Consider the following 12,247-nt stretch of genomic DNA (forward strand, 5'->3'; position numbering starts at 1 on the left):
TTATTCGCTGTCGTCCGACGTCTGGAGCACGGTCTTGACCCGGCCGGTCATCTGCGCCGTGCCTTCGTTGAGATCGGCGACCATCTTGTCGGCGGTCAGGGCAGACCCGCCCTGGGTCAGCAGCACGTTGCCGGTCATCACGATGATGCCTGCCTCGACGTCGTAGTCGGCGCTGTCGCCCTCGGCCGCCTCTGCGCCGGACACCAGCGTCACGCCGCCCCGCGCCTCGAGCCGGGCAATCTCGGACCGATCCTTGGCATAGACGACCAAGACCCGGGGCGCCGATAGCCGCATCTCGCCCTGGCCGACGATGACATCGCCGGTGAACAGCGCGGTGCCGTCGTTCTGATTGACGCTCAGGTTCTCGGCGGTCACCTCGACCGGCGCATCCGGGTCGGGCTGAAGCGTACCAAAGCCCACCTGAGCCCCCTGCGCCAGAACGGAAACCGGCAGCAGCGAGAGCAGAACAACCGCAATCAAACGAATGGGAGTCATGGGGTGTTACCTTCCTCGGGGGCCTGACTTGCGGGCTGATATACCAGCTTCACACCATTTGTGAAAAACAATTGCACCTCGCCCTCGCCGCCGGTCTCGCGAATGCGCAGGGCGCCGGCGCTCAGATCGCCGATCGGGCTGGTCCCGGTCAGCCCCTGCGGCGCATCGGCGGTGATCGAGCGCAGCGCCGATTGCAATTCGGCGGTCCGCATCACATAGCCCGTCGAGCTGTCGATCACCACATCGCCGCGCAGCGCCATGAAATCGGCCGGCTCGTTCACCGCGGCACTGTCAGCGACGATATTGATCCGCGACCCATCGGTCAGCCGGAACGCGGCGCTCAGCCGATCGGCGAGCACCCCGGCAGGGTCATCGGGCATCGGCTTGGCGCTTTCGGCGGTGATCGATACGGCATGTCCTTCGCGGGTGCTGCCGGTGTAATAGGGGGCTGTCACGGTGTCGCGTTCGGGGATTTCCGAGGCATCGTCAAAAAACGTCAGATCGGGTTCGTCATTGGCGCTGCGCGACAACAGGAAGACCGTGGACAACAGGCCAAGCGCGGTCAGCGGCAAGAGCACCTTGAGGCCCGCCACCACTCTGGAATGGAATGTCTCAGTCACGGCCATGGTTCGGCCTTTCGTTCACACCTGACGTCTATCTAGGCGCGATGCTCTGCGGTGCAACGCGTCTCAATGGGCAAAGATATCCTGATCGGGCCAGCCAGCGAGATCCAGCCGGGCGCGGGCGGGCAGGAAATCGAAGCAGGCCTGTGCCATTTCACTGCGCCCCTCGCGGGCGAGCCTCTGGTCGAGCACATCGCGCAGCCGGTGCAGGTACAGCACATCCGACGCGGCATAGTCGATCTGCGCCTTGGTCAGCTCGGCCGCGCCCCAATCGCTCGATTGCTGCTGTTTCGAGATATCGACGCCCAGCAGCTCTTGCAGCAGATGCTTCAGCCCGTGGCGGTCGGTGTAGGTGCGGATCAGCTTGCTGGCGATCTTGGTGCAATAGACCGGTGCGGCGAGCGTGCCGAAGGCATTGTCGAGCGCGGCGATGTCGAAGCGGCCGAAATGAAAGAGCTTTAGAACCGCCGGATCAGCCAGCAAGCGGCAGAGATTGGGGGCCTCGGTCTGGCCCCTTGTGATCTGAACCAGATGCGCCGTGCCGTCGCCAGATGACAACTGAACAACGCAAAGCCGGTCGCGGTGCGGATGCAGGCCCATGGTTTCGCAGTCCACGGCGACGACAGGGCCCAGATCGAGATCCTCGGGCAGGTCGCGCTGGTAAAGGTGATGTGCCATGCCATCGGCTCCACACTTGGAATTTTCCCATGGCAATAGTGGTTTGACCTGCCCGTTGCAACGCCGGCAAACGGCCGGCATCGAATCACCCCTTGGGATAGGTGCGGATACCCGCATCAATCCGGCCAAATCCGGGAGATTGGCCACTCCCTTAAGAAGAGTGACGCAAGGTCCAGTCAAAAAATCTTTCGGGTAATTTGCGGAAATTTTGATGCGATGCAGCGTCAAATTGTGTGAGATGCTTCACCTTTGATGGGCGGGCCTGCCCTGCGCCTGTCCGCCGCGGCCGGGCCAGAAGGACCGCAAAGCCCGAAAAACGCACCGGGCATCGAGTAAAAACAAGGGTTTCCTGCACTTTGCACTGTTCCCAGACAGGAATGAACCGAAAGGCAAGCCGGAGATTGTCAACGGCGCTACTACAATCGTACCCCAAATACCCGCCAGGGGTGTATTTTCACCGCGAAGACACCACAACCCTGGCACCATGTTGGCACAGATCCGGCGGCACCGAACCGGTCGCCAACCGAAGTTTATCCTGGGATACCAGGTAGACAAACACACACTCCCCCTTAAGTTGAACGGCATTTGAGGCAACTTGACGACAGAAACCTGACCGGCCATTTTCGATGAAGTCGAGCGAAAATCAGCCGAGAAAATCGGTGAGTTTTTTTTCAAACGGCACTTGGGGGTTGGTGCTTTCACCTGGGAGTGAAGTGTACGGTTAATGGGTCTGCGCGTGGCAGGTGAAATCATCTCGGTTTCCCCGGCTGCATTGAATTTCGACATGGGACCGCGTGTGTTCGCTCTGCTTTGGCAGTGCGGATGATCTGTGTCCGCAGAAACCCGCTACAGTGCAAATCGCTTTCGTCATTGACCGCCTCAGGAGGGCATGACGTTGACAATGCACGTGCGTCCGGTGGAATCCGCTCAGGGATCCTCCTCCGACAGCCTATTTGTTAGTAAGTTCAATCCGCACGGCCGTGGCATCTATCGCCAATGGACCAAACGCATTCTGGATATCGCGGTGGTGCTGCTCGCCCTGCCCTCGGTGCTTTTGCTGCTCGCGCCTTTGTGCCTGCTGATCGCGACGGACGGGCATTCGCCGTTCTATCGCCAGAAGCGGATCGGCCGGAATGGCAAAATCTTTTACATGTGGAAGCTGCGGTCGATGGTGCATGATGCCGAAGGTCGGCTTCAGGCCCATCTCGAAGCCAACCCGGCGGCCCGGCGGGAATGGGATCACAGCCAGAAGCTGCGCCAGGATCCCCGGATCACCTGGATCGGCGCCTTCATCCGCAAAAGCTCGATCGACGAGCTGCCGCAGCTCTTCAATGTGCTCTGGGGCGACATGTCGCTGGTCGGGCCGCGCCCGATGATGGTGGATCAGCGCGCGCTTTATCCCGGCACCGCCTATTACGCCATGCGTCCCGGCATCACCGGTATCTGGCAAACCTCGGTCCGCAACGAGAGCAGCTTTTCCGAGCGCGCGATCTTTGACGCCCGCTATTTCCGCGAACTGTCTTTCGTCACCGACCTGGCGCTGATCGCCCGCACCTTTCGCGTGGTGCTGCGCGGCACCGGCTACTGACCGCTCCGAATCCGCAACAAGGCCAGTGCCCCGGCGGCGCGGGCCTTGTTGCGTGGCTCGACCTCCCGGCATGGCAATGCTAGGCCTTGGGGCAATCCCAACCGTGAGAGCAAGGAGCCCCCATGACCCTGAATGTCTATCTCAGCGGTGAAATCCACACCGACTGGCGCGAACAGATCACCCGTGGCGCCCAGGGCCTCGACATCGTGTTTTCCAGCCCGGTCACCGATCACGACGCCAGCGACGATTGCGGGGTGGCGATCCTCGGCGCCGAAGACAACAAGTACTGGCACGATCACAAGGGTGCCATGGTCAACGCCATCCGCACCCGCAAGGGCATCGAAGAGGCCGACGTGGTGGTGGTGCGCTTTGGCGAAAAGTACCGCCAGTGGAACGCCGCCTTTGACGCCGGCTTTGCCGCCGCGCTGGGCAAGTCGCTGATCGTGCTGCAACAGCCCGATCACGACCACGCGCTGAAAGAGGTGGATGCCGCCGCCCTGGCCGTGGCGCGCGAGCCGTCGCAGGTGGTCGATATCCTGCGCTATGTGCTGACCGGCAAGCTGCCCGGCTGACACACTGGGGAACAGGCGCTTTCATTTCCCATGAAAGCGCTTGCGCCGCCGGCGTATCCCGGCACCATCCTGCGACAGGGCTGACAGGCCCGTGATGACAAGAGCCAAGGGACACGCAAACATGCTTCAGGAATTCAAGGCGTTCATAGCCAAGGGCAATGTGATGGACATGGCCGTCGGCATCATCGTCGGCGCCGCGTTCACCGCCATCGTCAGTTCGCTGGTGGGCGATCTGATCAATCCGATCATCGGGCTGTTCACCGGCGGCATCGATTTCACCGATCACTACGTCGTTCTGGCCGGCGAGGTTCCTGCCGACGCCAGCCTCGAAGCCGCGCGCGAGGCCGGCGCCTCGATCTTTGCCTATGGCAGCTTTGTCATGGCGGTGGTCAATTTCCTGATCATTGCCTTTGTGGTCTTCATGCTGGTCAAGATGGTCAACCGCATCAAGGAAAGCGCCGCCCGCGAGGAAACCGCCACCCCGGTCGAGGCCGAACCCGCCGGCCCCAGCGAGCTTGACGTGCTGCTGGAGATCCGCGACGCGCTCAAACGCTGAACCGGCGACAATTTGTGCAGGAAACCGCGCACCCCCAGGGCGGCGCGGTTTTTTGTTGTCCTGACGGCCGGCTGCGGCAGGATGCGGATCAGTGCAAGGAGGAGACAATGGGCACCCCCGACCGCCGCTGCGACATCTGGTTCGACAAGCTCACCACCTGGCAGCCGGAACTTCGGGCGCTGCGGGCGATCCTGCTGGAATGCCCGCTGGACGAGGCTTTCAAATGGCGCGGCCCGGTCTATTGCGCCCATGGCGGCAATGTCGCCATCCTCTGGGGCTTCAAGGCGCATTGCGCGCTGGGCTTTTTCAAGGGCGTCCTGCTGGAGGATCCGCAGGGGCTTCTGGTGGCGCCGGGGCCAAACTCCCGCGCGGCGCGGATGATCCCGTTTGCCGATCCGGCCGAGGTGCAGGCCCGGGCGGCGGACATCCGCGACTATGTCGGGCGGGCGATCGCCATCGAAAAAACGGGGCGCAAGGTGGCCTTTGCCAAGGACGATCTGGAGATGCCCGAGGAGTTGGCCGCCGCGCTCGAGGCAGATGCCGATCTGCGCGCCGCTTTCGAGGCGCTAACGCCGGGGCGCAAGCGCGGCTATGTGCTGCACATCTCCGGTGCGAAACAGGCCCGCACGCGGGCCAGCCGCGTCGAGAAATGGACACCGCGCATTCTGCAAGGCAAGGGCTTGCACGACCATTGAAAGGCGATGGCTCGGCCTGCCCGGCTCACCACCGGTTCAGAGCATCCTCATCCTCGTCCTTGGCGGCCACCCATTCGGCCCCGTCGGCCGCGATTTCCTTTTTCCAGAACGGCGCCCGGCTCTTGAGGTAATCCATCAGGAACTCCGCCGCCTCGAAGGCCGCCTTGCGGTGGCGCGCGGCGGTCGCGACCATCATGATCATCTCGTCCCGATCCAGCCGCCCGTGCCGGTGAATCACCAGCGCATCGCCCAGATCCCAGCGTGCCATGGCCTGCGCGGCGATCTTCTCGAGCGCGCTCTGGGTCATGCCCGGGTAATGTTCGATCTCCATTGCCACCATGCCGCCCCGCGCCGCGTCGCGCACGATGCCGGTAAAGGTGACGACAGCGCCCATGTCCTTCTGGGCGCCGGCAAAGCGCGCGGCTTCGGTGCCAAGATCAAAGGGCTCCTGCTGCACGCGCACCTGCATCGCCTCAGCCCCCGGTCATCGGCGGAAAGAAGGCCACCTCGCGCACGCCGGCGAGCCCGGCATCGAAATCCGCAAGCTCCTGATCCACGGCCACCCGCAGCGCCGACAGATCGGCAAAGGCCGCCTCGTAGCGCGGCTCCCGCGCCTTCAGTTCGTCCACCAGTTCGGCCACCGTCGTGGCCCCGGTCTCGATCCGCTCTTTCGGAACGCCGATCCGCTCGCGGACCCAGGCGAAATAAAGCACATCCATCAGCCGTCCTCCTTCAGATGCGGCAGCGCCTTGCGAAAGTAATCCCAGCCGGTGATCAGCGTCAGCGCCGCCGCCACCCAGAGCAGCACAAGCCCCACATACCCCGACCAGAACATGCCGCGATACATTTGCGTCAGTCCCAGCTCGTCGCTTTCGCGGCCTTCGAGGATATCACCGACCATCTCAGGATCCATGCCATAAGACCACATGCCGAAATAATGCTCGAAAATGCCCTGCGAAAACAGCACCGCAATGGCCACCATTTGCAGCGTCGTCTTCCATTTGGCCAGCTTGGTCACCTTCAGCGTGCCCGCCACATCACCGAGAAACTCGCGCAGCCCCGAGACGAATACCTCGCGGAACAGGATCACCGTCGCCGGCAGCACCAGCCAGGGCGAATAAGACGAATAGGCGGCAATCACCATCAGCGCGATCACCACCATCGCTTTGTCGGCGATCGGATCGAGCATGGTGCCGATCTTGGTTTCCTGCTTCCAGGCGCGGGCCAGATAGCCGTCGAACCAGTCGGTCACTGCCGCCAGCAGAAAGATCATCAGCGCCGCGATATCGGCATAGGGCCGCGCCCAATAGAGAAACATCAGCGGCACGGCAGGGGCCGCGGCAAGCCGCAGCACTGTGAGGATATTTGGCAAGGTCCAACGCATGTCTCGCTTCTAGCCCCCATGGCCGGGACAGGGAAGAGAGCATGCGATATTTCAATCCCGCCACGCCCCCCTATATTGGTCGCATGAAACTTGCCCTGCCCCTGATCGCCGCCGCGCTGCTGTCGACCTGCGACAGTGGCGAAACCCTTGCCGCCTATGGCGCCGCCGATGTCACCTGGCAGCTGGAAAGCATCGATGGCGCGCCCTTCACGGCCGATGCCACGCTGAGCTTTCCCGCCGAGGGCCGCATTCAGGGCCGCGGCCCCTGCAACAGCTTTTCCGGCCGCCAGACCAAACCCTATCCCTGGTTTGGCACCGGCCCCTTGCGCACCACCCGCCGCGCCTGCCCGGAGCTGTCCGAGGAACAGGCCTTTCTCGCCGCATTGCGCGCCATGACTCTGGCCGAGGTGCAGGGCGATACGCTGATCCTGTCGGACGACGCCGGCCGCGAGATGATCTTTTCCGCCGCGCCGGAATGACAAAGCCCGTCACCGGCTTTTCCGCCGCCTCAGAGCGCCTAGGTTAGCGCCATGACACAGACATTGATCGCGGCGGCCCTGTCCGCCTTTGCCAGCCTCTCAGCGACGCTGAGCGGTGCGCAAGACACCGAAACCCACTGGAAACTCCAGTCCATCGATGGCCAGGTCTTCGAGGCCCGCGCCACGCTCACCTTTCCAACCCCGGCGCAGATCGCCGGCAGCACCCCCTGCAACCGCTTCTTCGGCGTCCAGACCGAGCCCCTGCCCGGCTTTGGCGCCGCGCGCATGGGTGTCACCCAAAGGATGTGCCCGCAATTCCGCGAAGAGGCCGCCTTTCTCGCCGCGCTGCGTGAGATGACGATTTCAGAATTTGACGGCAATCGCCTGGTGCTGCGCAACGAAGACGGCCGCGAAATGGTCTTTGTCGCGGTCAACTGACCCCCTGGCCCGGCCATGCCGGAGAACTGCTGCCGGAGGCGTGCGCAGGCGCCTCCGGCGCCGCTGGCATCATCGCTAGCCGACTCGCTCGACAAACCGCCCACGCGCCTCCGGCAGCGGCCGGTGGCCCAGCGCCGGCGCCAGTTTCTCGGTCAGGAAATACCCGGTCACCCGCAGCGCGGCGGCGATTTCGGCGCTGTCTGCCGCGCCGCGCCCCAACATTACCTCCGGCAGCGGCAGGAGCCGGTCGGCCCAATCGCCCGCCCCGGCCTGCGACACCGCGCGTCCGGATTTCGGCGAGACATAAGCCAGCCCTTCACCGGCACCGGTCACCGCGCAGACCGAGAGATCGAGCCCGTAGCCCAGCTCTTCCAGCAGCGCCATCTCCCAGCGCAGATAGGCCAGCGGCCAGAGCTCGTCCTGCCCGAGCAGGTCGAGCAACTGCTCCGACCGCAGATAGAGCGCGGCATGCGGTTCGCGCTCCGGCAGGCAGAAGGCCAGCAGCGCACAGACCGCGTTCAGCCCGGACAGCGCCAGCCGGCTGCCCATGGCCTGCACCGCGCGCGAGCGTTGCAGCTCGACCGAATAGGCGCCCAGATGCTCCTCGAGCCGCGCCCGCCAGTGCAGATCGAGCTGCGCGCCGGGTTGCAGCACCGGGCCGAGCTTGCGGCTGGTGGCGCCGCGCACCACCCCGGCATGACGGCCGTGGCCCGGGGTAAAGACCTCGACGATGGCCGAGGTCTCGCCATGGTGCCTGATGCTCAGCAATATTCCGGTGTCGCGCCATTCCATGGCCGCCACGCTGGCCTCAAAGCCCACCGCTGTCCAGCAGGTGCCGCCCGGCGCGGTCTTCGACCTCGATCACCCAGAGATCGGGGTCCATCGCCCGCTGTTTCGCCAGCGCCGCATCCACCTCGGCCTCCGGGCCGGCCTGCATCTCCTGCCAGCGGGTCTCGTCAGCCATGAGATCATGCATCCGGTGAAACAGGCGGGCCTGGCCGTCCAGCGTATTGAGTTTCACCATCACCATGCCCGAGGTGTCGTCGCCATGCGCCACCACGAAGGCCGGGATATCCGCCTGCCGCAGCCGCGCGATATAGGCCGCGACCCAGAAATCCGCCGTCAGCCGCATGCCCCACCGTTCCTGAATGTTGTTGTCATTTGAAAATCTCGATCCCGGCGCTATCTCATGACTACAGTCAAAGTTTCTCTGCCACGAGAGACTGGACAGCTCTGTCGCGGCCGGTCGCAGGCCCGGCGGCAGGGTTGCGGGCCCGGTGACATCCCCTTACCTCGCCCGATCTCGTGGCAGGCCGGCGCGCTGCTTCCCCCGGCACGCCGGCGCTGTCGGGGCCCCGGGTCGACCCGCCGGGGCTCCGATACCGTCTCAGCTGTTGCCGTCGCGGAAATCCAGCCCCATCTCGGAATAGCGCGCCGCCTCTTCCAGCCATTTTTCGCGCACCTTCACTTGCAGGAAGAGATGCACGCGCCGGCCGAGAAACTCTTCGAGCTCTTCGCGCGCCGCCTTGGAGATCGCCTTGATCGACTCGCCCTTGTTGCCCAGAACGATGCCCTTGTGGCCGTCGCGCGCGACATAGACCACCTGGTCGATCCGCGCGGTGCCGTCCTTGCGCTCTTCCCAGTTCTCGGTTTCGACGGTGAGTTGGTAGGGCAGTTCCTGATGCAGCCGCAGGGTCAGTTTTTCGCGCGTCATCTCGGCGGCGATCATCCGCAGCGGCAGATCGGCGATCTGGTCTTCGGGATAAAGCCAGGGGCCTTCCGGCAATTGCGTGGCCAGCCATTTTTTCAGATCGTCGCAGCCATAACCCTTTTCGGCCGAGATCATGAAGGTTTCTTCAAAGCCGTAGCGGGCGTTCAGATCCTCGGTCAGCGCCAGCAGCACGTCCGATTTGACCCGGTCGATCTTGTTGATCGCCAGTGCCACGCGACGGCCCTGCCCGATCTCTTCAAGCCCCTCGAGAATGCGCTCCACCCCCTCGGTCACCCCCCGGTGCGCCTCGACCAGAAGCACCACGATATCGGCATCCGCCGCCCCGCCCCAGGCCGCCGCCACCATCGCCCGGTCGAGCCGGCGGCGCGGTTTGAACAGGCCCGGCGTATCGACAAAGACGATCTGGCTGTCACCCTCCAGCGCCACGCCGCGAATGCGGGCGCGGGTGGTCTGGACCTTGTGGGTCACGATCGACACTTTCGCGCCCACCATACGGTTGGTGAGGGTCGATTTGCCCGCGTTGGGCTCTCCGATCAGGGCGACAAATCCGGCGCGTGTGGTCATGGGGTCAGGTTTCCTGTCAACAATCCACAGCGAGTAACGCAGATCAGGCGCTAAAACCAGAGGCGAAACCGCCCCGGAGCGCGCCGCGAATTGTTTCCCGTGCGACGCCAATGGAGCGGTCGCTTTTGTCGAAATTCTCAACAATCTGGCATTTTCGCCAAAATTGGTCCGAATTTGCGCCCGAATCGCTGCCTAAATTCACGATATGATCACTCACACCGAAACAATCCCGAAACAGTCGCAGGCGCAGGTCACACTCACCGCCCGCCTGCGCTTGCCTGCCGGGGCCGACAAACGCTCCGACATTACCGAAACCCGTTTGCGCCAGGATATCGAAAGGCTCCACAGCCGCCGCCCGCCCGACATCGGGCCGAGCGCCGGCGCGCCCGTCACTGCCGTCACCCTCGAAAGCAGCGGCAAGGGCAAGGCGCGGCACTATGTTCTTTCGGTCTCGGCCGATACCGCACGGATCGCCGAAGTGGAACTGGCGCGCCTGACGCAAGCCCTCGTGGCGCGCCACCCGGTGACCGAGATTGCCTGGCTGGACGCCAAGGCCGTGCTCGACCGGCAGACCTTTCTCGATGCCCTCGCCCGGCCGCCCGCGCGTCCGCGCCCGACGCTTCGGACCGTCACCGACCGCCAGTCGCGCACGACAGGCGTCCCGCGTCTGCGGGCCTCCGACGCGCAGCGCCAGCAGGAGACGCTGGTCCGTCGCGTGCTGTGCGAGCCGATCCCGCAGGAAGAATCCCGCCTGCTGCGCCGTGAGCTTGGCCTGCTGGAACCGAAACGCAGGGTGGCAACGGCCGCGCTGGCCTTCAGCGTCACGCTGGCGGTGAATACCACCGGCGCCGTCGCCGACGTCATGGCGCTGTTCTGATTTGCAAGGCCTGCGTTCGCGCCGCAGGCCTCCGGTCATCCGCCGTTCAACCTGTCCAGCAGCACCTTGGCCGCCGCATGTTCGGCCTGCCGCTTCGATCCGGCTTTGGCCTGGGCGGTCTGGCCGCTCTCCAACCTGACCTCGATGATGAACACTGGCGAATGGTCCGGTCCGCTGCGGCTGATCTGCTCATAGACCGGCGGGTTCTGGCCGCGGGCCTGGGCCCATTCCTGAAGGCTGGTCTTGGCGTCGCGGGCATCGTCCTCGACCGTATCGATCCGCTTGCCCCAGAGCCGCAGCACCATGGCCTTGGCCGCCTCGAAACCGGCATCCAGATAGACCGCGGCAATCACCGCCTCCATCGCATCGCCCAACAGCGCCATCTTGCGCCGACCGCCCGAGAGCATCTCGGACCGGCCCAGCTTCATCGCCGCGCCGAGATCGATCTGCCGTGCGACATCGGCGCAGGTCTCCTTGCGCACCAGCGCGTTGAAACGGGGCGCCAGCTGCCCTTCGGTGGCGCGGCTGTCGGCGGCCAGAAGCGCCTCGGCCATCACCAGCCCGAGCACCCGGTCGCCGAGAAACTCCAGCCGCTGGTTGTCGCTGCGCGTCGGCGTCGACATCGACGAATGCGTCACCGCATGCACCAGATGCCGCGGCTCGGCAAACTCATGCCCAAGCCGCGCCTGAAGCGCCTTCAACTCTGCCGAGAGCTTCACTCGATCGCCTTGAAGAAACGATCACCCCGCCAGGTCCAGAAGAACAGCATCGAACTGCCGGCAGAGGAGAACATCACCCGGTCGGCGCGGCCGACAAGGTTTTCGAAGGGCACGAAGCCGACGCCGCCGACCTGCTGCGGAAACCGCGAATCGGTGGAATTGTCGCGATTGTCGCCCATCATGAAGTAATGCCCTTCGGGCACGGTGAACACCGGCGTGTTGTCGGAAGACTGCCGGCCGATATCGAGGATCGAATGGGCGGTGCCTTCGGGCAGGGTCTCGACGAATTTCGCCTTTTCGCACATCGCCCCGTCGCCCACCGGCGCGTTCGAGCAGCGCGGGCTCAGCCGTTGCGGTCCCTGCGGGCCGGCGACCTCTTCGAAAACGCCATCCGCTTCCAGCTCGACCGGCGTGCCGTCGATATGCAGCCGCCCGGCCCGGACCTGGATCTTCTCGCCCGGCAGGCCCACCACCCGCTTGATGAAGTCGCGCCCGGTCACCGGATGCCGGAAGACAACGACATCGCCGCGCTCTGGCTCGGAGCCGAACAGCCGGCTGTTGTCGCCATCGGCCCAGCCGCAGAAATCGGTGGCATCGAGATCGATGCCGAAGCGGGGCACGATGATCGACGGGCAAGAAGCATAGGAATAGCCATAGGCCATCTTGTTGACGAAGAGGAAATCGCCGATCAGCAACGTGTCCTTCATCGACCCGGAGGGGATCCAGAACGGCTGAAAGAACACCGTGCGGAACACGCCCGCGATGAGCAATGCATAGACAACGGTCTTGATCGTCTCGACGATCGCATTGCCTTTCTTTTCCTCGGCCATGGACATGGGGCTCCCCG

18 protein-coding genes are annotated in these 12,247 nt (G+C 64.3%); 7 read left to right on the forward strand and 11 right to left on the reverse strand.

Annotation, left to right across the window (positions count from 1 at the left end):
- The 3 genes from BMW90_RS07740 to BMW90_RS07750 form a co-directional block, all read right to left on the reverse strand.
- A complete protein-coding gene (locus BMW90_RS07740) occupies nucleotides 1-495 on the reverse strand; it encodes an LptA/OstA family protein (RefSeq protein WP_074835930.1) in 495 nt (164 codons plus the stop codon).
- Nucleotides 492-1,115 carry a hypothetical protein gene (locus BMW90_RS07745; RefSeq protein WP_139211257.1) on the reverse strand — a complete coding sequence of 208 codons (624 nt, stop codon included), beginning with the start codon at nucleotides 1,113-1,115 and terminating at the stop codon, nucleotides 492-494. Before BMW90_RS07745 ends, BMW90_RS07740 begins: the two co-directional genes overlap by 4 nt.
- 69 nt (nucleotides 1,116-1,184) lie before the next feature.
- Complete coding sequence (locus BMW90_RS07750; RefSeq protein ID WP_074835934.1) at nucleotides 1,185-1,796, reverse strand: ribonuclease D; 612 nt, start codon at nucleotides 1,794-1,796, stop codon at nucleotides 1,185-1,187.
- An 889-nt stretch (nucleotides 1,797-2,685) separates the two neighbouring features.
- Between BMW90_RS07750 and BMW90_RS07755 the strand changes: the two genes are divergently transcribed.
- The 4 genes from BMW90_RS07755 to BMW90_RS07770 all read left to right on the forward strand — a co-directional run bounded on the left by BMW90_RS07755 (nucleotide 2,686) and on the right by BMW90_RS07770 (nucleotide 5,207).
- Nucleotides 2,686-3,384, forward strand: a complete 699-nt coding sequence (locus BMW90_RS07755) for a sugar transferase (protein ID WP_244526456.1) — start codon at nucleotides 2,686-2,688, stop codon at nucleotides 3,382-3,384.
- A gap of 122 nt (nucleotides 3,385-3,506) precedes the next feature.
- Complete coding sequence (locus BMW90_RS07760) at nucleotides 3,507-3,956, forward strand: YtoQ family protein (protein ID WP_074835935.1); 450 nt, start codon at nucleotides 3,507-3,509, stop codon at nucleotides 3,954-3,956.
- A gap of 121 nt (nucleotides 3,957-4,077) precedes the next feature.
- Nucleotides 4,078-4,512 (forward strand): large conductance mechanosensitive channel protein MscL, encoded by a 435-nt coding sequence (gene mscL / locus BMW90_RS07765; RefSeq protein WP_048533209.1) that lies wholly within the window; start codon nucleotides 4,078-4,080, stop codon nucleotides 4,510-4,512.
- 107 nt (nucleotides 4,513-4,619) lie between these two features.
- Nucleotides 4,620-5,207, forward strand: a complete 588-nt coding sequence (locus BMW90_RS07770; RefSeq protein WP_074835937.1) for a YdeI/OmpD-associated family protein — start codon at nucleotides 4,620-4,622, stop codon at nucleotides 5,205-5,207.
- Between the two features lie 25 nt (nucleotides 5,208-5,232).
- On the opposite strand, the gene BMW90_RS07775 is transcribed toward BMW90_RS07770, so the two are convergent.
- Genes BMW90_RS07775 through pgsA form a run of 3 tightly spaced genes read right to left on the reverse strand, consistent with a single transcriptional unit; the run spans nucleotide 5,233 to nucleotide 6,591 of the window.
- A complete protein-coding gene (locus BMW90_RS07775) occupies nucleotides 5,233-5,676 on the reverse strand; it encodes a molybdenum cofactor biosynthesis protein MoaE (RefSeq protein WP_074835938.1) in 444 nt (147 codons plus the stop codon).
- 4 nt (nucleotides 5,677-5,680) lie between these two features.
- The gene (moaD, locus tag BMW90_RS07780) at nucleotides 5,681-5,926 is read right to left on the reverse strand and encodes a molybdopterin converting factor subunit 1 (protein ID WP_048533213.1); all 246 of its coding nucleotides are present in this window, start codon (nucleotides 5,924-5,926) and stop codon (nucleotides 5,681-5,683) included.
- Nucleotides 5,926-6,591 carry a CDP-diacylglycerol--glycerol-3-phosphate 3-phosphatidyltransferase gene (pgsA, locus tag BMW90_RS07785; protein WP_048533214.1) on the reverse strand — a complete coding sequence of 222 codons (666 nt, stop codon included), beginning with the start codon at nucleotides 6,589-6,591 and terminating at the stop codon, nucleotides 5,926-5,928. The genes moaD and pgsA overlap by 1 nt, the downstream gene beginning before the upstream one ends.
- A 41-nt stretch (nucleotides 6,592-6,632) precedes the next feature.
- Here pgsA and BMW90_RS07790 point away from each other — a divergent pair, with 41 nt between their 5' ends.
- Together BMW90_RS07790 and BMW90_RS07795 are read left to right on the forward strand one after the other, a co-directional pair.
- Nucleotides 6,633-7,070 (forward strand): META domain-containing protein, encoded by a 438-nt coding sequence (locus BMW90_RS07790; RefSeq protein ID WP_244526457.1) that lies wholly within the window; start codon nucleotides 6,633-6,635, stop codon nucleotides 7,068-7,070.
- 51 nt (nucleotides 7,071-7,121) lie between these two features.
- Nucleotides 7,122-7,508 (forward strand): META domain-containing protein, encoded by a 387-nt coding sequence (locus BMW90_RS07795; protein ID WP_074835940.1) that lies wholly within the window; start codon nucleotides 7,122-7,124, stop codon nucleotides 7,506-7,508.
- A gap of 75 nt (nucleotides 7,509-7,583) precedes the next feature.
- On the opposite strand, the gene recO is transcribed toward BMW90_RS07795, so the two are convergent.
- The 3 genes from recO to era form a co-directional block, all read right to left on the reverse strand.
- Nucleotides 7,584-8,300, reverse strand: coding sequence for a DNA repair protein RecO (gene recO, locus BMW90_RS07800; protein WP_048533215.1), 717 nt, complete (start codon nucleotides 8,298-8,300; stop codon nucleotides 7,584-7,586).
- A gap of 16 nt (nucleotides 8,301-8,316) precedes the next feature.
- The gene (locus tag BMW90_RS07805) at nucleotides 8,317-8,640 is read right to left on the reverse strand and encodes a DUF1491 family protein (RefSeq protein WP_074835941.1); all 324 of its coding nucleotides are present in this window, start codon (nucleotides 8,638-8,640) and stop codon (nucleotides 8,317-8,319) included.
- Between the two features lie 255 nt (nucleotides 8,641-8,895).
- Entirely contained in the window at nucleotides 8,896-9,804 is a 909-nt protein-coding gene (era, locus tag BMW90_RS07810) for a GTPase Era (RefSeq protein WP_048533219.1), read from the reverse strand.
- A gap of 205 nt (nucleotides 9,805-10,009) precedes the next feature.
- On the opposite strand from era, the gene BMW90_RS07815 reads away from it, so the two are divergent.
- On the forward strand, nucleotides 10,010-10,681 hold the full coding sequence (locus tag BMW90_RS07815) for a hypothetical protein (RefSeq protein ID WP_074835943.1): 672 nt from the start codon (nucleotides 10,010-10,012) through the stop codon (nucleotides 10,679-10,681).
- 35 nt (nucleotides 10,682-10,716) lie between these two features.
- On the opposite strand, the gene rnc is transcribed toward BMW90_RS07815, so the two are convergent.
- Nucleotides 10,717-11,400, reverse strand: a complete 684-nt coding sequence (rnc, locus tag BMW90_RS07820; RefSeq protein ID WP_074835944.1) for a ribonuclease III — start codon at nucleotides 11,398-11,400, stop codon at nucleotides 10,717-10,719.
- Nucleotides 11,397-12,230, reverse strand: a complete 834-nt coding sequence (gene lepB / locus BMW90_RS07825) for a signal peptidase I (protein WP_074836105.1) — start codon at nucleotides 12,228-12,230, stop codon at nucleotides 11,397-11,399. The genes rnc and lepB overlap by 4 nt, the downstream gene beginning before the upstream one ends.
- Nucleotides 12,231-12,247 lie beyond the last annotated feature (17 nt).

The organism is Marinovum algicola (assembly GCF_900109145.1).
Lineage (GTDB): Bacteria > Pseudomonadota > Alphaproteobacteria > Rhodobacterales > Rhodobacteraceae > Marinovum > Marinovum algicola.

Excerpts from the sequence above, each read along its gene's own strand:
- recO (WP_048533215.1), bottom strand. The coding sequence starts at position 8,300 with ATGGAATGGCGCGACACCGGAATATTGCTGAGCATCAGGCACCATGGC.
- lepB (WP_074836105.1), bottom strand. The coding sequence starts at position 12,230 with ATGGCCGAGGAAAAGAAAGGCAATGCGATCGTCGAGACGATCAAGACC.
- BMW90_RS07805 (WP_074835941.1), bottom strand. The coding sequence starts at position 8,640 with ATGCGGCTGACGGCGGATTTCTGGGTCGCGGCCTATATCGCGCGGCTG.
- pgsA (WP_048533214.1), bottom strand. The coding sequence starts at position 6,591 with ATGCGTTGGACCTTGCCAAATATCCTCACAGTGCTGCGGCTTGCCGCG.
- BMW90_RS07790 (WP_244526457.1), top strand. The coding sequence starts at position 6,633 with ATGCGATATTTCAATCCCGCCACGCCCCCCTATATTGGTCGCATGAAA.
- BMW90_RS07755 (WP_244526456.1), top strand. The coding sequence starts at position 2,686 with ATGACGTTGACAATGCACGTGCGTCCGGTGGAATCCGCTCAGGGATCC.
- BMW90_RS07760 (WP_074835935.1), top strand. The coding sequence starts at position 3,507 with ATGACCCTGAATGTCTATCTCAGCGGTGAAATCCACACCGACTGGCGC.
- BMW90_RS07740 (WP_074835930.1), bottom strand. The coding sequence starts at position 495 with ATGACTCCCATTCGTTTGATTGCGGTTGTTCTGCTCTCGCTGCTGCCG.
- BMW90_RS07750 (WP_074835934.1), bottom strand. The coding sequence starts at position 1,796 with ATGGCACATCACCTTTACCAGCGCGACCTGCCCGAGGATCTCGATCTG.
- moaD (WP_048533213.1), bottom strand. The coding sequence starts at position 5,926 with ATGGATGTGCTTTATTTCGCCTGGGTCCGCGAGCGGATCGGCGTTCCG.
- BMW90_RS07795 (WP_074835940.1), top strand. The coding sequence starts at position 7,122 with ATGACACAGACATTGATCGCGGCGGCCCTGTCCGCCTTTGCCAGCCTC.
- BMW90_RS07770 (WP_074835937.1), top strand. The coding sequence starts at position 4,620 with ATGGGCACCCCCGACCGCCGCTGCGACATCTGGTTCGACAAGCTCACC.
- BMW90_RS07815 (WP_074835943.1), top strand. The coding sequence starts at position 10,010 with ATGATCACTCACACCGAAACAATCCCGAAACAGTCGCAGGCGCAGGTC.
- BMW90_RS07775 (WP_074835938.1), bottom strand. The coding sequence starts at position 5,676 with ATGCAGGTGCGCGTGCAGCAGGAGCCCTTTGATCTTGGCACCGAAGCC.
- era (WP_048533219.1), bottom strand. The coding sequence starts at position 9,804 with ATGACCACACGCGCCGGATTTGTCGCCCTGATCGGAGAGCCCAACGCG.
- mscL (WP_048533209.1), top strand. The coding sequence starts at position 4,078 with ATGCTTCAGGAATTCAAGGCGTTCATAGCCAAGGGCAATGTGATGGAC.